We start from the raw sequence: 22,072 nt of genomic DNA, 5'->3' as shown, positions 1-22,072 counted from the left end.
TGTTTATCGATTATTCTGCTGTTGCCCCGACGCCTGGTTGCGTTTTGACGCATCCGGTACCAGACGATAAAACGTTTCGCCCGGGCGGGTCATACTGAGTTCATTGCGCGCACGCTCTTCGATCGCTTCCAGACCGCCGTTGAGATCGTCAATTTCGGCGAACAACTGATCGTTGCGAGCCTTTAATTTAGCGTTAGTTGCCTGCTGCGCGGAGACATCGTCATTAACCCGGCTATAGTCATGCAGACCATTTTTGCCGAACCACAGCGAGTACTGAAGCCAGACCAGCAAAGCCAATAATAGCAGCGTTAATTTACCCATTCTGCCCCCTGAAAAACGGCATCATCATCCCATAACTCGCGCGAGTACTCTACCCGGGCGCGCGGACGACGCCGCGTAACGCGGGGACTGTACCACATTTTTACCGTTGATACCCAGGCCAGATTCATTCGAAAAATGGACTAACCCAGTAACCAGAGGAACAGCAGGCCGAACAGCAGGCCGACGGTTAACAACGTCGCACAGACGCTGTACTGAAGTTTACCGTTCAGCAGTGAATGCAGCGCGATGCCGACCACGACGGCAACCGGCATTAACGCCAGAAAGAACGGCCAGGTGTAGAGGAGAAAAAAAAGCGTGTTACTGCCATAAATCAGGAAGGGAATACCCAGTGCGAGCAGCCATGAAATAAACCCCACGGCGGCCCCCGATAGAGACCAGTTGGTCTCATCGTTGACTGCCGGTGGCGGCTCTGAACGAATAATACTGATGTTCTGGGTATTGCGCATAATAAATCCTGTTGACCTGGCGACCGGCACCCATCAATGATGCCGCTGCCGTTTCAGGATCTGATAATATCGCGCTCCCGGAGCAGGTCTAATAGTTGGTGCACCAAATTTGTTACCAATTGTTGACCGTCGAGATGAACGTCTTCCTGCTCCGGAGATTCATACACTGAATCAATACCGGTAAAGTTACGCAATTGTCCGGCCCGCGCCTTCTTGTACAAGCCTTTCGGGTCCCGCGCTTCGCAGATGGCCAATGGCGTGTCGACAAAAACCTCGATAAAACGCCCTTCGCCTAAGCGCTCGCGCACCATTTGCCGCTCCGCGCGATGCGGAGAAATAAATGCCGTCAGGACGACCAGGCCGGCCTCAACCATGAGCTTCGCCACTTCGCCCACGCGGCGAATATTTTCTCTGCGGTCATCATCGCTGAATCCAAGATCGCTGCACAAACCGTGGCGCACGTTGTCACCATCAAGCAACCAGGTGCTGACCCCCAGTTTGTGAAGCGCCTCTTCCAGCGCGCCAGCAACCGTTGATTTTCCTGAACCGGAAAGTCCCGTAAACCAGACCACCGCCCCCTTATGCCCATGCAGCGCTTCACGATCTTCCCGCGTTATCGCATGAGCATGCCAGACGATATTTTCATCATGCCCGGCCATTACTTGCCCCCCAGCAAGTCGCGCGCATCCCAGTGCGGGAAGTGCTTGCGAATCAGTTGATTCAGTTCAAGCTCAAACGCACTGTATTGCGACGCAGCCGTCGGCGCCTGTGCATGCGTTTCACGCACCAGGCCTGCGCCCACGGTAACGTTAGAGAGACGATCAATAAAGATCAGCCCGCCGGTCACCGGATTATCCTGATATTTATCCAGCACCATTGGTTCGTCGAAGGTCAGATCCACCAGACCAATCCCGTTCAGCGGCAGCGATTCGACATCATGCTGCGTCAGGTTGTTGATGTTAACCTGATAGCGGAGCCTATCAACACGGGCGCGGGTTTTCTTACCGGCGATTTTAATGTCATAGCTCTGACCCGGAGCCAGCGCTTGTTCCGCCATCCACACCACATCAATGCTGGCGCTTTGTACCGCAGGCAGGGATACCGACGCATCCACCAGAAGATCGCCGCGGCTAATATCAATCTCATCTTCCAGCACGATAGTAATCGCTTCCCCGGCTCCGGCCTGCTCCAGGTCGCCATCAAAGGTGACAATGCGCGCGACACGAGATTCCACGCCCGATGGCAGCACCTTCAGGCGCTGTCCGACCGTCACGTTGCCGGACGCAACCGTACCGGAAAAACCGCGAAAATCGAGGTTCGGGCGGTTGACGTACTGCACCGGGAAACGCAGCGGCTGACTTTCCACCACTCGCTGAATCTCGACGGTTTCCAGCACTTCCAGCAGCGTCGGACCGCTGTACCACGGCATGTTATCGCTCTGGTTGGCGACGTTGTCCCCTTCCAGCGCCGACAGCGGCACAAAACGAATATCCGGGTTGCCCGACAGTTGCTCAGCGAAGGTCAGATACTCTTCGCGGATGGTGTTAAAGATCTCTTCACTAAAATCGACAAGATCCATTTTGTTCACCGCCACCACCAGGTGCTTGATCCCCAGCAGCGTGGAGATAAAACTGTGACGGCGGGTTTGGTCCAGCACCCCTTTACGGGCATCGATCAGCAGGATTGCCAGCTCGCAGGTTGACGCGCCGGTCGCCATGTTACGGGTGTACTGCTCGTGCCCGGGCGTATCGGCGATAATAAATTTACGTTTCTCGGTAGAGAAATAACGGTAAGCCACGTCGATAGTGATGCCCTGCTCACGCTCGGCCTGCAGACCGTCCACCAGCAACGCCAGATCCAGTTTTTCGCCCTGAGTACCGTGACGCTTGCTGTCATTATGCAGCGATGACAGCTGATCTTCATAAATCTGTCGGGTATCGTGCAGCAGTCGGCCAATCAGGGTGCTTTTACCATCATCAACGCTGCCGCAGGTCAGAAAACGCAGCAGGCTTTTGTGCTGCTGAGCGTGCAGATAGGCTTCTACGCCGCCTTCATCGGCAATTTGTTGTGCAATAGTGGTATTCATGGCGGCTCCTTAGAAATAACCCTGACGTTTCTTCAGCTCCATAGAGCCTGCCTGGTCGCGGTCAATCACGCGCCCCTGTCGTTCGCTGGTGGTAGAGACCAGCATCTCTTCGATGATCTCCGGCAGCGTTTGCGCATTAGACTCCACCGCGCCGGTCAGCGGCCAGCAACCGAGGGTGCGAAAGCGCACCATCTGTTTTTTGATCATCTCCCCAGGTTGCAAATCAATCCGATCATCGTCGATCATCATCAGCATGCCGTCACGCTCCAGCACCGGGCGTTCTGCCGCCAGATACAGCGGAACGATTTCAATGTTTTCCAGATAGATGTACTGCCAGATATCCAGCTCGGTCCAGTTGGAGAGCGGGAAGACGCGGATGCTTTCGCCTTTGTTAATCTGGCCGTTATAGTTGTGCCACAGTTCCGGGCGCTGATTTTTCGGGTCCCAGCGGTGGAAGCGATCGCGGAAAGAGTAGATTCGTTCTTTGGCGCGGGATTTCTCTTCATCGCGGCGCGCGCCGCCGAACGCCGCGTCAAAGCCGTATTTATTCAGCGCCTGCTTGAGCCCTTCGGTTTTCATGATATCGGTATGCTTGGCGCTGCCGTGAACGAACGGGTTAATCCCCATCGCCACCCCTTCCGGGTTTTTATGCACCAGCAGCTCGCAGCCGTAGGCTTTCGCGGTACGGTCACGGAACTCGTACATTTCGCGAAATTTCCAGCCCGTATCAACATGCAGCAGCGGGAATGGCAGGGTTCCGGGATAAAACGCTTTACGCGCCAGATGCAGCATTACGCTGGAGTCTTTACCGATGGAGTACATCATCACCGGGTTAGAGAATTCGGCGGCCACCTCGCGAATGATATGGATGCTTTCCGCCTCCAGTTGCCGCAGGTGAGTGAGTCGTTTTTGGTCCATAACCGTTCCTTATAAGGCCTGGTGCAACAGGCGTTATTGTTGCAGCCAGTTTGGTTACGGACAGCGCACAGCAACCGGAGCGTACAAAAGTACGTGAGGATTACGAGCACTGCCCGGAGCCAAAATGGCAAATAAAATAGCCTGTCGCGCCGGGACTAAGCCAGATTTACCACAGAAGAGTTAAACCCTTCTGCCGTCGTTGCGTGTTGAAACCAGGCGAGCTGTTGATGTAATTGCACCACTTCGCCCACCACCAGCAGAGCGGGAATCGGAGCGTCTTCCGCCAGCTGTTCCAGTTGTTGTAATATGCCGGTCTTCGTTTGCTGATCGGCGCGAGTTCCGCGAGAGATCACCGCTACCGGGGTATTGCGATCGCGACCATGGGCGATCAGATGCGCGCTGATTTGCGCCGCTTTCAGACTGCCCATGTAAATCGCCAGGGTCTGTCCGCTTTGCGCCAGTCGTGCCCAGTCGAGTGAGGCGTTTTCCACACTATCGTGACCGGTAATAAAAGTGGTGCTCTGGGCATAATCCCGATGAGTGAGCGGAATACCGGCATACGCCGTCGCCCCCGCCGCGGCCGTAACGCCAGGAACAACCTGAAACGGGACACCCGCAGCCGCCGCAGCCTGTAGTTCTTCACCGCCGCGACCGAAAATAAACGGGTCGCCGCCCTTCAGGCGTATTACCGTTTTGCCCTCTTTTGCCGCCACCACCAGCATTCGGTTGATCTCCTGCTGCGGTACGGAAACACCAGACGCGCTTTTACCAACGCAGATCGTCTCGGCGTCGCGGCGTACCAGCTCACGCACCTCCGGAGTAACCAGATGGTCATAAAACACCACATCCGCCTGCTGAATAGCCTGCAGGCCGCGCAGGGTCAGCAGCCCGGCATCGCCCGGTCCTGCCCCGACAAGAATAATTTCACCGGTGCGCTTTCCCGGCTGCCTGAGTTCGTCTTCCAGCGCCTTTTTCGCCTCGGCTTCGTTGCCTGCCAGCATCAGGCTGGCAAAGCGGCCGGTAAACACGCGCTCCCAAAAGCGGCGGCGTTCGGCGGTGGTTTTGAGATGGATTTTAATATGGTGGCGCCAGTTGCTCGCCGTTTCGACCAGCCGCCCCAGATTGCCCGGCAGCAACGCCTCTATTTTTTCGCGCAGAATGCGGGAAAGCACCGGCGCCTTCCCGCTGGAAGAGATAGCCACCAGCAGCGGAGAACGATCGACAATTGAAGGAAATATAAACGAGCACAGCGCCTGGTTATCAACCACGTTGACTAACCGATAGCGCGCGTTAGCCGCGGCGGCGACGCGCTGGTTCAGGTCATCATCTTCAGTCGCGGCAATCACCAGGAAAACGTCATCGAGCTGCTGCTCTTCAAATGCGCTCGCTTGCCACTGAATTTCCTGGCGCTCAACCTTCTTGGCCAGTTCCGGAATCAACGCTTCCGCAATAATCCGGACCTTCGCTTGCGCACGTAACAGAAACGTAATTTTGCGAGCGGCAACCTCGCCACCGCCGATAACCAGTACGGATCTTTCTTTCAATTCGGCGAACAAGGGCAAGTAATCCACTACACAAAAACTCTCTTACAATCACAATAGGGCGACTATAGGGTGCGGTTCAGAGCAAATGAAATGACGAAATGGAATGAGTTGTTACTCAAAGGAATAACGAGCTGGAAAAGCAAATATCAAAAAGTGCTTAACATGCGATTTTTCCGCCATTTAAGCGCAATTGAAATTGTTTAACGACGGTCACAGTTTCATACTACGCGGGAAAAATTGTTTTATGTGCTTAAGGACCGACTATGTTTTCCGCATTGTGCCATCGCCTTCTCCCTCTGGCGTTAGGCGCAGGTTTTGTCTTCTTCGCCGCCCCGGCAATGAGCGCCCTGGGTGAAACCGCCAATGCACAAGCTCGTCATATCGCCACTTTTTTCCCCGGAAGAATGACCGGCTCGCCCGCCGAGATGCTGTCAGCAGATTATTTGCGTCAGCAGTTCATGCATATGGGTTATAAGAGCGATATTCGCCGTTTTAATACCCGTTATATTTACACCGACAACGATAAACGCCAAAACTGGCAAAACGCCACCGGCAGCACGGTTATCGCCGCGCATGAGGGTAAAGATCGCCAACAGATTATCATCATGGCGCACCTTGATACCTACGCGCCGCAGAGCGATGCCGATGTCGAAAATAACCTCGGTGGCCTGACGCTACAGGGTATCGATGATAATGCGCTGGGGATTGGCGTAATGCTGGAACTTGCCGAAAAGCTAAAAAATGTCCCTACTCGCTACGGTATTCGCTTTATCGCTACCAGCGGCGAAGAGGAAGGCCGTCTTGGCGCGCAAAACCTGCTGAAACGCATGAGCGACGCGGAGAAGAAAAACACGCTGTTGGTGATTAATCTCGATAATCTGGTGGTGGGTGATAAGCTCTACTTTAATAGTGGCCGCAACACGCCAGCTTCGGTGCGTAAGCTAACCCGCGACCGGGCGCTGGCTATCGCGCACAGTAAAGGTATTAGCGCATTCAGCAATCCCGGTTTGAATCCTGCCTACCCAAAAGGTACCAGTTGCTGTAACGATGCCAGCGTGTTTGATGAAGCCGGCATCCCGGTGCTGTCCGTGGAAGCCACTAACTGGTCGTTAGGAAGAAAAGATGGTTATCAGCAGCGCGCCAAATCCCGTTCGTTCCCGAATGGCACCAGTTGGCATAATGTGCAACTGGATAACCAGCAGCATATTGATAAAGCGCTGCCGGGCCGAATTGCGCAGCGCAGCCGCGATGTCATGAGGATTATGCTGCCGTTGGTTAAAGAACTGGCGAAAGCGGAGAAAAAAACGTCTCAAAACAGGCTATCAGCAAAGCCCGCCCGCAAAGGCGAATGATAAACCCTATCCGCGTCTCCCCCTGCTGTCTTGCGACTATAATCCCCGCTGGCGCGGGGAACACTCATCGTAGAAATCCTCCACGAACGTACAGCCCGGTTTATCCCCGCTGGCGCGGGGAACACCAATACGCGGAATATATAACCACGCTCAATATCGGTTTATCCCCGCTGGCGCGGGGAACACACGGGCCGGATGAAACAATCACCTCGAACTGCCGGTTTATCCCCGCTGGCGCGGGGAACACTGGCCGTCAGTGTGGATGATATAAAAACCTGACGGTTTATCCCCGCTGGCGCGGGGAACACGACGACGGCGCCACTTCCACCGATTTGCTGGCCGGTTTATCCCCGCTGGCGCGGGGAACACTTTCCCCGGCCAGATTGACGATCTCATGCTGCCGGTTTATCCCCGCTGGCGCGGGGAACACACATTCAGTAGAGATGCGCTTTTTGATAAAATCGGTTTATCCCCGCTGGCGCGGGGAACACGTTGGTGCGGTGCCCGAGTTTGCGAGCTGAACCGGTTTATCCCCGCTGGCGCGGGGAACACGAGAGCGCTCCCTGGGTACGAACTTCGCAATACGGTTTATCCCCGCTGGCGCGGGGAACACCCTGAACACCACCACGCGCCGTATCGTCGCAGCGGTTTATCCCCGCTGGCGCGGGGAACACGGTTTGTAGCTTCATCAGAAACCATGCCGCACCGGTTTATCCCCGCTGGCGCGGGGAACACTGCGCTCAAAAACACTCGACTCCCTCGCCTGGCGGTTTATCCCCGCTGGCGCGGGGAACACGATACTGCCGAAACGCCGTTACCAGTATACTCCGGTTTATCCCCGCTGGCGCGGGGAACACTTGGTGAACGTGTTGCCCTGGCTGCTGACCGACGGTTTATCCCCGCTGGCGCGGGGAACACCGGGATCGCGCTGGTATGCTGAATCGGATAACCGGTTTATCCCCGCTGGCGCGGGGAACACTTGGTTGACGGTCGTCGTCAGAGAATCAACGGCGGTTTATCCCCGCTGGCGCGGGGAACACTTTCCCGTTTTTCCTGGCCACTCGGATATACACGGTTTATCCCCGCTGGCGCGGGGAACACATTCCGCTGAGGGCCTCTTTAACCTCTTTATCCGGTTTATCCCCGCTGGCGCGGGGAACACTGCGATTAACACGATCAGTTCTAACGTGAGCAAGGTTTATCCCCGCTGGCGCGGGGAACACCAGTAGCGGATCGGAGCCATTAGAGATGCTCTGGGTTTATCCCCGCTGGCGCGGGGAACACTTCGATATGGAACTGGAGGACCACGCGGGCAACGGTTTATCCCCGCTGGCGCGGGGAACACGGCTGCACTGCCGCGACAAACTTCAATTACACCGGTTTATCCCCGCTGGCGCGGGGAACACTGCCGCATGAACCTCCCCTTCCAGCGTCACCACGGTTTATCCCCGCTGGCGCGGGGAACACTTGTTCATACATGTGACCAAAGCACCAAGTAACGGTTTATCCCCGCTGGCGCGGGGAACACGTGGGGGCGCGATGGTGGCGGGCGTGGGTGCCCGGTTTATCCCCGCTGGCGCGGGGAACACGGAGTCACTGAAGGCTGATCCCGCGTTGACAGCGGTTTATCCCCGCTGGCGCGGGGAACACGATGCCAGCTTGCGCTAATTTTTTGCCCCATCCGGTTTATCCCCGCTGGCGCGGGGAACACATTGTCTTCTGCATGCTTTGTGGCTTCATGCGCGGTTTATCCCCGCTGGCGCGGGGAACACTCTTTACTCGCCTGCTATACTGTACAGATAAACGGTTTATCCCCGCTGGCGCGGGGAACACACGCAATACAACTCCCGCGAGGAGTACCTGGCCGGTTTATCCCCGCTGGCGCGGGGAACACCCAGGCGCTGATGCAGAAAAATGGCAGCCATACGGTTTATCCCCGCTGGCGCGGGGAACACGCCGGTTCAGCCCGCCCCGGCACAACAACCGTCCGGTTTATCCCCGCTGGCGCGGGGAACACGATTCACTCATCATATCGTTTTGAACTATAACCGGTTTATCCCCGCTGGCGCGGGGAACACACTAAATTTATATATCTGTTTTCTATAGGATTTTTTAGAAATAAACAATATACCAACCTATTAGTAACAACTCCACCTTATTAAAGAGCAGGTAACCTACTGATTTTCAATGGGAAGAAAAGAAACCAACCTCAAGCCATCCAAATCTACCGGAATACGACGGTTTTCCCCCCAGGTTTGAAACTCAAAACCAGACTCAGTGTTTGTTGCCCAGGCCATAACAATATTTCCAATACCTCCCAACTGGGTAACCTGTTGCCAGATCATTTCTCGCACACGTTTTGAGACATCGCCTACGTATACGCCAGCCCGGATTTCCAGGAGCCATATAGCAAGTCGTCCTCGCAAACGTGGGGGGACATTTTCCGTTACAACAACCACCATACTCATTAACCGTGCCCTCTATGCCCATTATCAGCAAGTGACTGCGGTTCAGGAATTGCGGGAGGCAGCATATCTGGCGCAGGTTTCGGTGGCTCAATCTCACCAGCAGCGAGAACCTCTTCAATCAAAGGGATAAGCTTTCCGGTGAGCCTGGTACTACGAAAAATATCACGACAGGCCAGTCTGACTTCACGATCGGGTTCGGAAGGAGCACGTGCAGCAATTTCAAATGCTTTCGGGACCACTGATTCAAATTTGATGATATCAGCGATGTCATAAACAAATGAAAGGGGCTTGCCACTATGAATGAAACCAATCGCCGGCGCATAACCCGCCGCCAATACTGCCGCTTCTGAAATCCCGTACAGGCATGAAGTTGCAGCGCTGATACATTGGTTCACCACATCTCCTTTTTCCCAGTCCTTAGGATCATAATTACGGCCATGCCACTTCACTCCGTACTGTTTAGCCAACAATGCGTAAGTCTGACGAACACGAGAACCTTCAATACCGCGCAGCTGCTCAACAGAACGACGCGCAGGCGGCGGCTCACGAAAACGGAGTTCATACATTTTACGCACGACTTTCAGACGTAAATCATCATCCAGCGCCAATTTCGCCTGATACAACAGTTTGTCTGCCCGCGCACCGCCGGGCTGCCCGGAAGAGTAAACCCGGACACCGGCCTCTCCTACCCACACCAGTAGTGTTCCTACCGTTGACGCCAGGCGCACTGCCGCATGAGAAATCCGAGTCCCCGGTTCCAGCATGATACAGGCCACAGACCCTACCGGAATATGAGTACGTATCCCCGTCTTATCGATCAACACAAATGCACCATCCAGGACATCAATCTGCCCATACTGGAGGAAAATCATTGATGTACGATCTTTCAGTGGAATGGGACTGAGCGGTACATAAGTCACCCTTTGTCTCCAGGTTTAATCAGCATTAGCCCGCAGCCAAAAGCCCGGCTTTTCCCATATCCCTGAATCAGACGCTGCAGAAATAACGCTGGGTCGTTAACCACCAGTAGGCCAGAATAGTCCACGCTGCTGAACTGGATCATCTGCCGGGACTTCGCCCGAACAATCTGCTGCTGCCGATACGCATCCACACTCACTTCACTGAGCGAAAATCCATTCTGTTTCCCTTGTTTCGCCAGCCAGTCTTGCGCCGTCTGCCGTTGATGCTGCCAGATATCCAGGTCCTCGTTCTTCCCTTTCACCTGACGTTTTGCTTCCATCAACAGATCGTGACGTTTACCTGCTTTACAAATCGTTGGATTGGCTCGCAGGCTAAAACGCAGCGTTTGACCCGGGCTTAAGGTCGCTAAGAACGAACGATATTCGATATCGAAAATATCGCTCTCAGCCGGTGGTTGTTGAGAAAGCACAAAGAAACGAAATGCTCCCTGAAGCTCCTCTCGACGATAAAGAAACTGCCGTTCGCCTCTTCCGGGAAACAGCTCCCAAAGCCACTGGTGCATCACATATTCTCCGCGATCCACTAATTTCAGCAGTTGTGATGGTAAAAGCTTACTGGTATGCAGCGTTATTTTTGCGAGATACACGGTTCCTCCTTGATGAGCAGCACGCCTTGATTAACGGTGCGTTCGCCAAACGTCCACTGCTGGCGACTCATTGGCCTGTCACGACGACGTAAGACTTTATTGGCTTCCAGACCTTCATGTTCGCCCTCCCACCAGCACTGAGGCTGTAATTCCGCTAACGGAATTTTTAGCCTGTTGAACTTCTCCCGATACTGATCATACGCATCACTCAGCACATCCGGGGCGGAACCTTCCAGCAGCAAGGGCGCAAGCGGTAATGCCAGAGGATGGCTTTTACGCCCCAGATACAGAGAGAATACCGGATGTTGTAACGCATCTCGTAGTTGCTCCAGCGAATATGGCGCACCGGAGGTTTGCGCTATCGCCACCATCCACCAGGCGTCGGTGTAATAATCCCGACGGGAGATCAGCGCACTCAGCAGTTCAGGATCGCTTAACTCTTCACGACGACTGAAATAACGGGCTTTACGCACTTCTTTCGGCATCTGGACAGTATGGTAATCCCGCGCCCAACGAGGCTCCCTGCTGGCACATAACAAAAATGCGTAGTGATGATTAAACTCGTTCAGACGTTTTTCTTCATCGCGACGAATCCCCAGGGCTGCCGCCAGTAGTCCCAGTAGCGCCGAACGCGTGGGTAACTCATGACTATGGCGCACCTCTCCGGGGGCATCCACGCCCCATGAAGCCATTGGCCCCTGAAGCTGAAAAATCAGATACTGGCTCATAGTAGCCCCTTACGCGCTGATAAAATCCAGCACCTCTTTGATGCTTCCCTTTCCATTCATCACATCAAAACCGACGGATTCTGTCCGTTGTTCGTAAACCGTATTTATATTCTCGCGCATTTCAGTAATGCGTTTTATCGCGGCCTCCAGCTGGTTGGTGCCGTTGATCGGGTTGTAAAACGCCGCCGCCAGTGAACGAGGTTGATCGGTTCCTTTTTCCGCCAGCATCCAGGACGCATAAGCACGACTGGCAAAGCTATTTTGTTTGCCGGTTGGCGAGACTTTCAGCACGGCCTCGGTAAAAGCGCGCAGCGTTTTATTCGCCAGCTCTTCATTGCCGTTCAGATTTTTCAGTAGCAGGTCTTTGTCGATACAAATATAAGTATAAAACAGAGCCGAGCCGAAACCGGCTTCACCAAGATGCCCCGCGCCAGCATCCTCAGAAGGTTTACGCAGATCGTCTACCGCGGTAAAAAAATCATCTTCCACGATGGTTTCACTGACGCCGAATGCATGCGCAACCTGACACGCGGCTTCCACATTGAACTCCGGTTTATTTGCCAGCATACGGCCAAACATGGCAATATCGACTGCCATGCGATCGCGACGCAGCAGCAAAAGTTCTTCTTCTTTCGGTGCTCGTTTTTCTTCAGCCAAGCGATGCGCCAGCGCCATGACCGCATCGAACTCTGCCGGACTGATATGCACCAGTTGCTCGGTTTCAGCATTGGTCAATGGTTCTTTCGGTTTCTTCTCCGTTTTAGCTTTACCTAAATAGTCCGCAATCGGTTTTACCCACTCGACGGCCTTTTTGTCATCGATGCCGTTTTCCGTCAGGATTTTCGCCACCTCACGCGCAATACGTCCGCTACGAATACCAATATTTCCGGCAAGAGCCTGTTCAAAAAGTTCGGATGTGCGCCAGGCGCGCTTCAGGCTTTGTGAAGAAACGCGAAGACGCGTCGCGCCACCGAGCACGACCGTTTTCGGCGAACCGGTGTCATCACGGTTCAGGTTGGCAGCCGGATATGCGGTCAGTAAATGCAGTTGAATAAACGTGGTCATCTGAGAGTCCCTTATTAATCGTCGTTGTTGGCATCACCGGCCTGGTAATACTCCAGCGCCCAGCGGATACGGATAAATTCAGTTGGCCGCTGGCGGCGGCGGATATGGTTAAGCAGTTCGTCGTTTTCCCGACACCAGCAAAAGATGTCATCTGCCAGTGACGGAAGATTCACCGCGCCATTAAGCAGCCGAACCGCACGCAGTAGCTGACGCAGCAATTCATCAGGCGTTTTCACCGCAGACAGCCGGGAAAAGCGCAGTTCGGACATCACCGGGTTATTGCCGGTCATCTGGCCTAACTGCGCAGCAAAATTCGGCTCTTTAACAATAGATTTAACATGTGCGGCCAGCGCCGCGGTTATCGCCAGCGCGGTAAAACGCCACTCTTGCCCTTCTATTTTCCATAACGTGTGAGTCTGCATCAGCAGGGAACGAAATCCTTCTGACAGGCAGGCTTCACTCACCGTTTTGCTGCGGCGCAGGCTGGCACGCAGACCGCGTTTTTCCTGTAACTCTTCATGCCATCGGCGCAACGTGGCCTTATGGTCGTCTTCCACAATACTCATTCAGCAGCCTCCTGCTTTTTCGCTTTGGCGGCTTTCGCGTTCAGCTTCTCCGCCGACTTGGTGAAATATTTTTTACGCGCGGTCATGATGCGTTTGAGATCGGTACCCTCATAGGGGTTGGTAAAAACGTGATCGTCAAAGTAGCGGCGGGTAAATAACCAGATATCATTTTGCCATTGGCTCAGTCTTTTTTCTGTGCTCTGGCCGCTCTCAATATCGCGAACCAGTTCCAGAAAAGAGGCCTGAGTAAGATGCCAGAAGTCGATATCAATAAAGCTGAAATCACCGCGTGCGCCTTTGGCATCAGAGAACCAGGCCTCTTTTAATGCGCTACGCAGCAGGCCGAGGTGACGCGATGCCGTTTGCGCCGCCTGCCGCAGATCGGGGATAATGTTTTCGGTTAATAACAGCGGGAAGTGATGTTCATACCAGCAGCGGGCTTTCATATTGTCAAAATCATAGCCAAAGCCCCACAATCCAATCCTGATATCCTTAAGGTTATGCGTAGCGAACGTTTTAACAACCTGAGCCGGGTATTCTCGGTTATTTTCTGATGTACCTTCCTGACTCAATCCCAGCCAGTCCCGCCAGATAAGGCCGCCCGGCTGCGGTTTGACGGAATAGCGTTCACTACCTTCTTTTAACGGCAGGCGATAAGGTGTCAGTGGGTGTACCCAACCCGCGTAATTAACGCCGTAGTTTTTTACGGTCATCGAACTCAGCAGTTCATCACTGTGAGTTTCACAGAGATCGCAAGAGCCTGAATGAGTGGATGCAAAATCAAGACGAATACGTCTTGGCATCCCCCAATAGGCCTGCAGCGGATTGACCTGTTCTGGGGTTGTGACGGCATTTGCCAGTTCACTGGTGCGGGTGGCGGCTAACCAGGGAAAGACTGATGCATCGCACTGCTCCGGCAAAGGTAATCCACCGCTATCCTGCGGCATAACATTGAGCCATAGCTTGCGCCATAGAGGCGTTTGCCGGTTACTCTGATACTCCTGCAATTCGATAAGCGTGGTCATCGGCCCGCCGCCTCGCAGCCCGGTTCGATAACCTTTACCGCCCGATGGCGCATTAAGCTGCAACGAAAATAACGCCAGCGCCGCGCAGTGCGAGCAAAAGTGCTGCGTGACGCCGCGCTTAACAAAATGGTCTTTATTAAATTTGGTGGTTTGCGCCCCAGGAATTTCCGGCAGCAATGAGGCGATTGAAACTTTCTCGCCACCTATGGGTTCAAAATCCTGCATAAAAGAGGGTGTATCGGCACCAAACTGAAAGGCAGACTCTAGCGGTTCCAGCGCCTGACGAAGTTTTTCTGCGCTCAATCCATCGTCGAACCAGATATCCTCCCAGCGAGCACTGTTTTTCGGCGCGACAGTGCATTGTAATAATCCCAGCAAGAACTGCCAGGCTGCGCCCTGCAAATCCGCTCGCGTGGCGGCGACATCTACCACGTTTTCATCTGTCAGATTGACTGGCGCCAGTTTGCCAATGGAACCGTCTTTGAAACGAACGGGAAGCCAGGGTGTTGAAATTAAATTTATCGGAAACATGCCTTTTCCTTACCTGATGCGCCAGTCCATGGCGCAAAAGTGTTCCCTTGAGTTTTAACGGACTGACAGTTGAAAACTCACTGTCAGCTTGTTGCCCAGGTGAATCATCAAACGACAGATCACGAAAGCCTGTCAGTGCAATTCTGTGTCGTTAATCTGCCTTTCCGATCAGCCCTTCATGCATTGAATAACCACACGTCTCAGAATCAGATACCACAATCACCATCGCAAACTCCTGATTCTGATGCTGCTCAACGCACCACTGCCGAAACGGCTTACCGTCAAGCAACGTAAAATCTTCACGATGTTTATTCCACCATCCCTCGCGTACCCGCAGCACGCTCATTTCCCAGGCGTGCTCGCCTGACGCATAAGGCGTAACAACGCCATCGACAATTTTCGCCAGCCATAGGGTGATGGACTCTTCAGCAAGGCGCGTCGACAATTTTTCCGGTAAAAAATCGCTGCTTTCCGGGCTATATCCAGGTGCAAAGTTGATAAGGTTTTGATCGGCAAATGCCCGGTCGCAGTAATATTTTCCCTCCCGCACCTGCTCTGTCTGCACAAAACTTTCCGGCATATTGACCTCTTCGCCGTAGACCGACTCGATCAGCAATCGGGCAGACTGAGGCATGCGAATTTCCCCCTGTTCACGCAGTACACGCTGAGTGAGCCACAGGCGCCCATGATCGGGATAGACATAAGCGCTGTTACGCATGGTGCTGGAAAACCAGTCCTCGTGTGGCGAGTCATTCCATTCAGGAGCCTGAATCAGCAACTCCGGCGCATCACGTTCATCCTGTCCGGATAATTTCAATAAGCCATGACAATCCCGAATATGACGCTGTAATCGTCCCGCCCGCTGAATCAACAAGTCCACAGGCGCTAAATCAGAGATCATTTCATCAAGGTCAATATCCAGGCTCTGTTCAATAACCTGAGTGGCGATCAACACCTTTCCACTACGTTGCGTCCCACCTTTTTTACCAAACTGAGCCAGCGCCTGATTTTCAATTCGCTGACGGTCATAAAAAGCAAAGCGGCTATGGAATAACAATAGGTTTTCGGCCGGAATACCCCCCCTGCCAAGCAGTTGACGATAGATACGGATCGCGTCATCCACGGAATTGCGTATCCACGCAATACATTTCCCCTGACTTACGGTCTTCTCAATGTGTTCAATACACTCCTGTTCGCTATGTATCCAGGCCACTTTGACGCTGCGCTGAACCTCTTTACGGGTTTCCACATATTGCGAAATCACCTGCGAACCAGAGACCTGCGTTAACCAGGGATAATCGCTATAACCCAGTAATGGCGCTTCAATCTGACGCTTTGTTCCTTTAGCAAAAGCGGCAACCAGCCGGTCCCGCTGCTGCTGAGATAGGGTGGCGGAAAGCAGAATAGTGGTATTGCCGTCACTGGCCTGCTTTTCAATCAATCCCTCCAGAATTCGCGACATATAAGCGTCATAGGCATGGATCTCATCGGCGACCAGAATCTTCTTGTTCAGCCCCAGCATCCGCAGGTTATTGTGCTTAAACGGCATCACCGCCATCATCGCCTGATCGAGCGTACCAACACCGACTTCGGCCAACAGCGCTTTTTTATTGCTGTCAGTAAACCAGGCCGCGCATCCCTGACTGTCAGGCTGAAGATCATCAGGTTCTTCTGAACCCGATAAATCGCCCGACCAGATTGACTGATTAAAACGCGCCATTAATCCACGTGCGCTATGCGCCAGGACCAGGCTGGGCCGTGAATGTGGTTGGTATAGCGCCAGCCAGCTCTCCGCCAGACGCTCAAACATAGCATTCGCCGTCGCCATCGTCGGCAAGCCAAAATAGAGGCCCTGCGCCCTTCCTGCGGCCATCAGGCGGTTAGCCAGAATAAGCGCGGCTTCCGTTTTCCCGGCACCGGTCACATCTTCAAGAATGAATAATTGCGGACCTTGTTGATTAATATCCAGCTCAAGCGCTTTTTGTTGTAACGGGGTTGGATGCCGGATAAAAGGAAATAACGCATTTACACCAGAAAAAGGCGCGACTTCAGAAGAAGGCGGGAAAACAGAAATGGCTATTTTTGCTTTCACCAGCGCATGGTGCCGCCAGTATGACTCAATAGCCATCGGTTTAGCGATTCGTGGAAAATATCGGGTTGAAGAACCGACCCAATCAGCCAACACTATCGTCGCTGAAATAAACCATGACAGATGTTTAAAGAGAGCAATACTATCATCGTCATCCCAAAATTCAGGGATCTCAAACAGCGGAAATAACGATTTTATGCTGGCAAGAAAATCGCGTGCCGCCTCTTTATCCTGCTGACGAAAATTTTTCAGCTCCGCGACCAAAGCCGGTGGACGCCCATGATGCCCGGTCGTAAGCGGCATCCAAAGTGCAATGACGCGCTTCAACTTGCGGGCTGCAAGAGAAGATGTTGGGAGAAGTTCAGAATACCCGCTCAGATAATCATTCCACAGCCAATATCCCAGGGTGGCATGCGGGATGGCCTCATAATTTTTTATATTGTCATTCTGCGAGTTAAGATTGTCATGAATATAAAGCTGTTGGAAAGAATGCGCGAATTTCCCGATATCATGCCAGCATAATAACCAGGCAAAAAACTGCGCTGCCTGAGCCCTGTCATCCAGGCCCATTTTCTTAAGATAATCAGCGATATTATGGATATTATGCTGCACCATCCAGTAACCAACTGCCGCCACATCCAGAGAATGCCAGCACAGTAAGTGATAATCATCACCTCCCTCATCATCCCCTCGCCGGGCTTTCCCCCAATAATTAAACATCATCAAGATCACTCCATTAATCAGGAAGACCTTAATATACACAAAAAAATCCCGGCAGCGCCGGGACTCACATTAACCTTCGTGCAATCCGCACTCTCTTTTCAGACCAAAGAAGCGCGTCTCTTCTTCCGCCATTCCCGGCTCCCATTTGCGGGTGGTGTGGGTATCGCCCACCGACAGATAGCCCTGATCCCACAGAGGATGATATTTCAGGCCGTGCTTTTGCAGATACTGATAAACGGTGCGGTTATCCCAGTCGATGATTGGCAGCACTTTAAACACGCCACGCTGGATCGCCAGAACCGGTAAATGCGCGCGGCTGCCGGACTGCTCCCGGCGCAGGCCAGCAAACCACGTTTGCGCCTTCAGCTCTGCAAGCGCCCGGTTCATCGGCTCAACCTTGTTGATGTCATTGTATTTCTCAATGCCCTCAACGCCCTGCTCCCATAGCTTACCATAGCGCGCTTCCTGCCAGGCCGCGCTCTCCTTCGCCCGATAGACCTTCAGATTCAGGTTGAGCTTATCCGTTAACTCGTCGATAAACTGGTAGGTTTCCGGGAACAGATAGCCGGTATCGGTCAAAATGACCGGAATACCCGGACGTACCTGATTAACCAGATGCAGGCTCACCGCCGCCTGAATACCAAAGCTTGAAGAGAGCACATATTCGCCCGGCAGATTTTCCAGCGCCCATTCGACACGCTGTTGCGCGCTCAGTTTTTCCAGTTGACTATTGGTTTCCGCCAGTTGCAAAACACGATCGACCTTCGGTAATTCGTTAAGCACGTTTAGATCGAGTACGGACATAAGTTCCTCACTGTTTGCCTTGCCTGATGGCGCTACGCTTATCCGGCCTACCGTCTACGTAGGCCGGATAAGGTATTTATGCCGCCATCCGGCGATGCACGTTATTCCCAGAAATCCCGGGCCGGGTCGAGCACCGGGCGAATAATGCCCGCACGCACCGTAAAATCGCCGAAGCCTTCACCCGCTTCGCGCTCTTTCGCCCAGCGCCCTACCAGTTCGTCAAGAGAGTCGAGGATTTCCGACTCGGTAATATTTTCCCGATACATACGCGGAATACGCGTCCCGCTGCGGTTGCCGCCAAGGTGCAGGTTATAACGCCCCGGCGCTTTCCCTACCAGACCAACCTCCGCCAGCATCGCGCGACCGCAGCCGTTCGGGCAGCCGGTGACGCGGGTAACGATATGCTCATCGCCGACCCCATGCTTGCTCATCACCGCCTCGACTTTATCAATAAATGACGGCAGGAAGCGCTCTGCCTCGGCCATTGCCAGCGGACAAGTCGGGAACGATACGCAAGCCATCGAGTTTTCACGCTGCGGAGTCACGGCGTTCATCAGGCCGTGGTCACGGGCCAGCTTTTCGATCTTCGCTTTCTGTTCTTCCGGAACGCTGGCAATGATCAAATTCTGATTCGCCGTAATGCGGAATTCCCCTTTATGGATCTTCGCAATTTTCAGCAGGCCAGTCTTCAACGGACGCCCCGGATAGTCGAGGATACGACCATTTTCAATAAACAGCGTCAGGTGCCAGTTATTGTCGATGCCTTTCACCCAGCCGATACGGTCTCCGCGGCTGGTAAATTCATACGGGCGAATCGGCTCAAACTTGATGCCCGCCCGGCGCTCTACTTCCGCCTTAAAAGTCTCAACGCCCACGCGTTCCAGAGTATATTTGGTTTTCGCATTTTTACGGTCGGTCCGGTTGCCCCAGTCGCGCTGGGTGGTTACCACCGCTTCCGCCACCGCCAGAGTGTGCTCCACCGGCAAATAGCCAAACTCGCTCGCCGTACGGGCATAGGTTTTCTTATTCCCGTGCTCGATAGACAGGCCGCCACCGACCAGCAGGTTAAAGCCCACCAGCTTGCCATTTTCAGCAATCGCCACGAAGTTCATGTCGTTCGCGTGCAGATCGATATCATTTTGCGGCGGGATCACCACGGTGGTTTTGAACTTACGCGGCAGATAAGTCTGACCGAGGATCGGTTCTTCGTCCGTGGTGGCGACTTTTTTCTGATCCAGCCAGATCTCTGCATAAGCGCGAGTGCGCGGCAGCAGGTGCTCGGAGATCTTCTTCGCCCATTCGTAGGCTTCCGCATGCAACTGGGACTCATACGGGTTAGAGGTACAGAGCACATTACGGTTCATATCGTTGGCGGTGGCCAGCGAGTCCAGCCCAACGGAGTGCAGCATCTGATGTACCGGCTTCACGTTCTTCTTCAGAATGCCGTGAAACTGGAAAGTCTGGCGGTTAGTCAGACGAATGCTACCGTAAATCGTATTTTCACCGGCGAATTTATCAATCGCCTGCCACTGTTTGGTGGTGATAACGCCCCCCGGCAGGCGACAGCGCAAGAGCATCGCATGACGCGGCTCCAGCTTCTGCGCCGCACGCTCGGCGCGAATATCGCGGTCATCCTGCTGATACATGCCGTGAAAACGGATCAGCAGAAAATTGTCGCCTTTAAAACCACCGGTCAGGCCGTCGTTCAAATCTTCTGCAATGGTGCCGCGCAGATAGTTGCTTTCCAGCTTCATACGCTCGGCGTCAGCCAGTTTACCTTCGACCACCAGCGGGCCTGGATGTTTTTCGCTCATTAGTAGACATCTCGCTGATAACGGCGCTCAACGCGCAGCTCACTTAAAAATTCGTCCGCCGCTTCGGCGTCCATCGCACCGTATTCGGCAATCACTTCCAGTAACGTCTGCTCAACGTCTTTTGCCATGCGATTCGCGTCGCCGCAGACATAAATATGGGCGCCATCGTTAATCCAGCGCCACAGTTCAGCCCCCTGCTCGCGCAGCTTGTCCTGAACATAGACTTTTTGTTGTTGATCGCGGGACCAGGCCAGGTCAATGCGGGTCAGTACGCCCTCTTTGACGTAGCTCTGCCACTCCACCTGATAAAGGAAATCTTCGGTAAAGTGCGGGTTGCCAAAGAACAGCCAGTTCTTGCCTTCTGCGCCTTCCGCCGCGCGCTGCTGCATAAACGCGCGGAACGGCGCGATGCCGGTGCCTGGGCCAATCATGATCACCGGCGTCTGCGGGTTGGCAGGCAGACGGAAGTTATCGTTATGTTCGATAAAGATCCGCACTTCACCATCTTCTTCAACGCGATCGGCAAGGAAACTGGAGGCGCCGCCAGCACGGGCGCGGCCTTCAATATCATACCGAACCACGCCAACGGTAATGTGTACTTCGCTTTCCACTTCCGCCTGGGATGAGGCGATAGAGTACAGCCGCGGGGTTAACGGACGCAGCAGATCGATCAGCGCCTGAGCATCCAGCTGTGCCGGAGAGAAACGGACCATGTCGACAATCGGCGTGGTCGCGGCATAATGCTGAAGCTGCGCTTTATCGCCCACTAGCGGCAGCAGAGACTCGCTGCGAGTTAAGGTGGCATAGCTCTCAACAATGTTACCGGTGTTAACCGTCAGCTCGACGTGCCACTCCAGCGCGTCGGCAAGCGGCAGGGTTTTTCCCTCTACCGTAACCGGCTCATCGCCTTTCAGCCACAGCAGTTCCACCAGCTCTTTTACCAGCGCCGGATCGTTCTGGTACCACACGCCCAGGGCATCGCCCGGCTGATAACGCAGGCCCGAGTCGCCGAGGTCGATTTCAATATGACGGACATCTTTTTCTGAATCGCGGCCGGTGATTTTTTGATTTACCGCGAGGGTCGCGGTCAGCGGCGCTTCTTTGCTGTACGGGCTGGAGTGGATCTCATTCACCGCCCCGCTGGTGGCCAGTTGGGACGGCGAAGCAGCAGGCGCGCGCGCCTTCAGCACCTCAACCACGCGGGCGCGCCATTCGGCGGCGGCAGCCTGATATTCCACATCAGCGTCAACCCGGTCAAGCAGGCGTTCGCCCCCCAGTTCGGCCAGTTTGCTATCAAAATCTTTACCGGACTGACAGAAAAATTCATAGGAGGTATCGCCCAGGCCAAACACGGCAAATGCCGTATCGGTCAGCTTCGGCGCTTTCTTCGAGAACAGGAACTTGTGCAGCGCGACGGCTTCTTCCGGCGGCTCACCTTCGCCTTGTGTTGACGTCACTACGACCAGCAGTTTTTCGGCGGCAATGTGTTTGAATTTATAGTCGCCGGCGTTGACCAGTTTAACATTGAGCTGTGCGGCCTGCAGATCGTCACGCAGCGCTTCGGCGACGCGGCGGGCGTTACCGGTTTGCGATGCCGAAATAAGGGTGATGGATGGCACTTCTGCCGCCTGGGCTGGAGCGACAACCGCCGCGCCGGGCTGCTGGTTCAGCGCCCCCCAGAAGTAGCCAGAAACCCAGGCCAACTGGGCAGGCGTGAAGTCAGTCGTGGCCGCCTGAAGGCGAGCCATTTGCTCCGGACTCAGCGGTAGCAAATTGGAAGGTGGGGCCTGTGTCGTCATGCGTCGTTATGTTCCAGTAAGCAAAGCTGTGATTCGCGCCCTGTCAGCGCGATAAAACAGAAGAGAATATATTTACTCTAAATAATTCGGGTTGCAGGCAGCGATACTGTGGCAACGTCGTCCGGGCGAGGCCCTGAGATGGGTCGAATTATTGCCAACGCACATGCAGCTCGAAGTATGACGAGCAATAAGGTTAACGGTGCTG

General features: G+C 54.0%; 18 protein-coding genes and 1 CRISPR repeat array. Of the genes, 1 reads left to right on the top strand and 17 read right to left on the bottom strand.

The window, feature by feature from the left end; all coding sequences use genetic code 11:
- Nucleotides 1–3: 3 nt before the first annotated feature.
- From ftsB to cysG, 6 genes are all read right to left on the bottom strand, one after another.
- Nucleotides 4–321, bottom strand: a complete 318-nt coding sequence (gene ftsB, locus ABK821_RS01650) for a cell division protein FtsB (protein WP_138359860.1) — start codon at nt 319–321, stop codon at nt 4–6.
- Between the two features lie 140 nt (nt 322–461).
- Entirely contained in the window at nt 462–788 is a 327-nt protein-coding gene (locus tag ABK821_RS01645) for a DUF3561 family protein (protein WP_138359861.1), read from the bottom strand.
- Nucleotides 789–841: 53 nt separating this feature from the next.
- The gene (gene cysC, locus ABK821_RS01640) at nt 842–1,447 is read right to left on the bottom strand and encodes an adenylyl-sulfate kinase (protein ID WP_138359862.1); all 606 of its coding nucleotides are present in this window, start codon (nt 1,445–1,447) and stop codon (nt 842–844) included.
- On the bottom strand, nt 1,447–2,874 hold the full coding sequence (gene cysN / locus ABK821_RS01635; RefSeq protein ID WP_138359863.1) for a sulfate adenylyltransferase subunit CysN: 1,428 nt from the start codon (nt 2,872–2,874) through the stop codon (nt 1,447–1,449). The genes cysC and cysN overlap by 1 nt, the downstream gene beginning before the upstream one ends.
- A gap of 9 nt (nt 2,875–2,883) precedes the next feature.
- Complete coding sequence (cysD, locus tag ABK821_RS01630) at nt 2,884–3,792, bottom strand: sulfate adenylyltransferase subunit CysD (protein WP_015369979.1); 909 nt, start codon at nt 3,790–3,792, stop codon at nt 2,884–2,886.
- Between the two features lie 155 nt (nt 3,793–3,947).
- Nucleotides 3,948–5,354 carry a siroheme synthase CysG gene (cysG, locus tag ABK821_RS01625; protein ID WP_343178627.1) on the bottom strand — a complete coding sequence of 469 codons (1,407 nt, stop codon included), beginning with the start codon at nt 5,352–5,354 and terminating at the stop codon, nt 3,948–3,950.
- A 245-nt stretch (nt 5,355–5,599) separates the two neighbouring features.
- On the opposite strand from cysG, the gene ABK821_RS01620 reads away from it, so the two are divergent.
- The gene (locus tag ABK821_RS01620; protein WP_138359865.1) at nt 5,600–6,688 is read left to right on the top strand and encodes an aminopeptidase; all 1,089 of its coding nucleotides are present in this window, start codon (nt 5,600–5,602) and stop codon (nt 6,686–6,688) included.
- A 35-nt stretch (nt 6,689–6,723) separates the two neighbouring features.
- Nucleotides 6,724–8,766: direct repeats of the CRISPR family, unit length 28 nt; unit sequence GGTTTATCCCCGCTGGCGCGGGGAACAC.
- Nucleotides 8,767–8,862: 96 nt separating this feature from the next.
- Here the strand turns inward: ABK821_RS01620 and cas2e are convergent.
- From cas2e to cysJ, 11 genes are all read right to left on the bottom strand, one after another.
- The gene (gene cas2e / locus ABK821_RS01615; protein WP_138360052.1) at nt 8,863–9,156 is read right to left on the bottom strand and encodes a type I-E CRISPR-associated endoribonuclease Cas2e; all 294 of its coding nucleotides are present in this window, start codon (nt 9,154–9,156) and stop codon (nt 8,863–8,865) included.
- Nucleotides 9,156–10,076 carry a type I-E CRISPR-associated endonuclease Cas1e gene (gene cas1e, locus ABK821_RS01610; RefSeq protein ID WP_395033803.1) on the bottom strand — a complete coding sequence of 307 codons (921 nt, stop codon included), beginning with the start codon at nt 10,074–10,076 and terminating at the stop codon, nt 9,156–9,158. The genes cas2e and cas1e overlap by 1 nt, the downstream gene beginning before the upstream one ends.
- A complete protein-coding gene (gene cas6e / locus ABK821_RS01605; protein ID WP_138360054.1) occupies nt 10,073–10,723 on the bottom strand; it encodes a type I-E CRISPR-associated protein Cas6/Cse3/CasE in 651 nt (216 codons plus the stop codon). The genes cas1e and cas6e overlap by 4 nt, the downstream gene beginning before the upstream one ends.
- Complete coding sequence (gene cas5e / locus ABK821_RS01600) at nt 10,705–11,451, bottom strand: type I-E CRISPR-associated protein Cas5/CasD (RefSeq protein WP_395033802.1); 747 nt, start codon at nt 11,449–11,451, stop codon at nt 10,705–10,707. Before cas5e ends, cas6e begins: the two co-directional genes overlap by 19 nt.
- 9 nt (nt 11,452–11,460) lie before the next feature.
- Complete coding sequence (gene cas7e / locus ABK821_RS01595) at nt 11,461–12,516, bottom strand: type I-E CRISPR-associated protein Cas7/Cse4/CasC (protein ID WP_138360056.1); 1,056 nt, start codon at nt 12,514–12,516, stop codon at nt 11,461–11,463.
- 14 nt (nt 12,517–12,530) lie between these two features.
- Nucleotides 12,531–13,082, bottom strand: a complete 552-nt coding sequence (gene casB, locus ABK821_RS01590; protein ID WP_142502532.1) for a type I-E CRISPR-associated protein Cse2/CasB — start codon at nt 13,080–13,082, stop codon at nt 12,531–12,533.
- Entirely contained in the window at nt 13,079–14,638 is a 1,560-nt protein-coding gene (gene casA / locus ABK821_RS01585) for a type I-E CRISPR-associated protein Cse1/CasA (RefSeq protein WP_142502533.1), read from the bottom strand. The genes casB and casA overlap by 4 nt, the downstream gene beginning before the upstream one ends.
- Before the next feature lie 151 nt (nt 14,639–14,789).
- Nucleotides 14,790–17,447: a CRISPR-associated helicase Cas3' gene (gene cas3, locus ABK821_RS01580; protein ID WP_395033808.1), complete on the bottom strand. Its 2,658-nt coding sequence runs from the start codon at nt 17,445–17,447 to the stop codon at nt 14,790–14,792.
- Between the two features lie 72 nt (nt 17,448–17,519).
- On the bottom strand, nt 17,520–18,254 hold the full coding sequence (cysH, locus tag ABK821_RS01575; RefSeq protein WP_138360059.1) for a phosphoadenosine phosphosulfate reductase: 735 nt from the start codon (nt 18,252–18,254) through the stop codon (nt 17,520–17,522).
- A gap of 101 nt (nt 18,255–18,355) precedes the next feature.
- Nucleotides 18,356–20,068: an assimilatory sulfite reductase (NADPH) hemoprotein subunit gene (gene cysI, locus ABK821_RS01570; RefSeq protein WP_138360061.1), complete on the bottom strand. Its 1,713-nt coding sequence runs from the start codon at nt 20,066–20,068 to the stop codon at nt 18,356–18,358.
- Complete coding sequence (gene cysJ, locus ABK821_RS01565; RefSeq protein ID WP_138360062.1) at nt 20,068–21,867, bottom strand: NADPH-dependent assimilatory sulfite reductase flavoprotein subunit; 1,800 nt, start codon at nt 21,865–21,867, stop codon at nt 20,068–20,070. Before cysJ ends, cysI begins: the two co-directional genes overlap by 1 nt.
- Nucleotides 21,868–22,072: the final 205 nt, after the last annotated feature.

The organism is Klebsiella sp. KE9456, from assembly GCF_043832615.1.
Lineage (GTDB): Bacteria > Pseudomonadota > Gammaproteobacteria > Enterobacterales > Enterobacteriaceae > Klebsiella > Klebsiella indica.
This window is presented reverse-complemented; position numbering and strand designations above follow the sequence as displayed.

Excerpts from the sequence above, each read along its gene's own strand:
- ftsB (WP_138359860.1), bottom strand. The coding sequence starts at position 321 with ATGGGTAAATTAACGCTGCTATTATTGGCTTTGCTGGTCTGGCTTCAG.
- ABK821_RS01645 (WP_138359861.1), bottom strand. The coding sequence starts at position 788 with ATGCGCAATACCCAGAACATCAGTATTATTCGTTCAGAGCCGCCACCG.
- cysC (WP_138359862.1), bottom strand. The coding sequence starts at position 1,447 with ATGGCCGGGCATGATGAAAATATCGTCTGGCATGCTCATGCGATAACG.
- cysN (WP_138359863.1), bottom strand. The coding sequence starts at position 2,874 with ATGAATACCACTATTGCACAACAAATTGCCGATGAAGGCGGCGTAGAA.
- cysD (WP_015369979.1), bottom strand. The coding sequence starts at position 3,792 with ATGGACCAAAAACGACTCACTCACCTGCGGCAACTGGAGGCGGAAAGC.
- ABK821_RS01620 (WP_138359865.1), top strand. The coding sequence starts at position 5,600 with ATGTTTTCCGCATTGTGCCATCGCCTTCTCCCTCTGGCGTTAGGCGCA.
- cas2e (WP_138360052.1), bottom strand. The coding sequence starts at position 9,156 with ATGAGTATGGTGGTTGTTGTAACGGAAAATGTCCCCCCACGTTTGCGA.
- cas5e (WP_395033802.1), bottom strand. The coding sequence starts at position 11,451 with ATGAGCCAGTATCTGATTTTTCAGCTTCAGGGGCCAATGGCTTCATGG.
- cas7e (WP_138360056.1), bottom strand. The coding sequence starts at position 12,516 with ATGACCACGTTTATTCAACTGCATTTACTGACCGCATATCCGGCTGCC.
- casB (WP_142502532.1), bottom strand. The coding sequence starts at position 13,082 with ATGAGTATTGTGGAAGACGACCATAAGGCCACGTTGCGCCGATGGCAT.
- casA (WP_142502533.1), bottom strand. The coding sequence starts at position 14,638 with ATGTTTCCGATAAATTTAATTTCAACACCCTGGCTTCCCGTTCGTTTC.
- cas3 (WP_395033808.1), bottom strand. The coding sequence starts at position 17,447 with ATGTTTAATTATTGGGGGAAAGCCCGGCGAGGGGATGATGAGGGAGGT.
- cysH (WP_138360059.1), bottom strand. The coding sequence starts at position 18,254 with ATGTCCGTACTCGATCTAAACGTGCTTAACGAATTACCGAAGGTCGAT.
- cysI (WP_138360061.1), bottom strand. The coding sequence starts at position 20,068 with ATGAGCGAAAAACATCCAGGCCCGCTGGTGGTCGAAGGTAAACTGGCT.
- cysJ (WP_138360062.1), bottom strand. The coding sequence starts at position 21,867 with ATGACGACACAGGCCCCACCTTCCAATTTGCTACCGCTGAGTCCGGAG.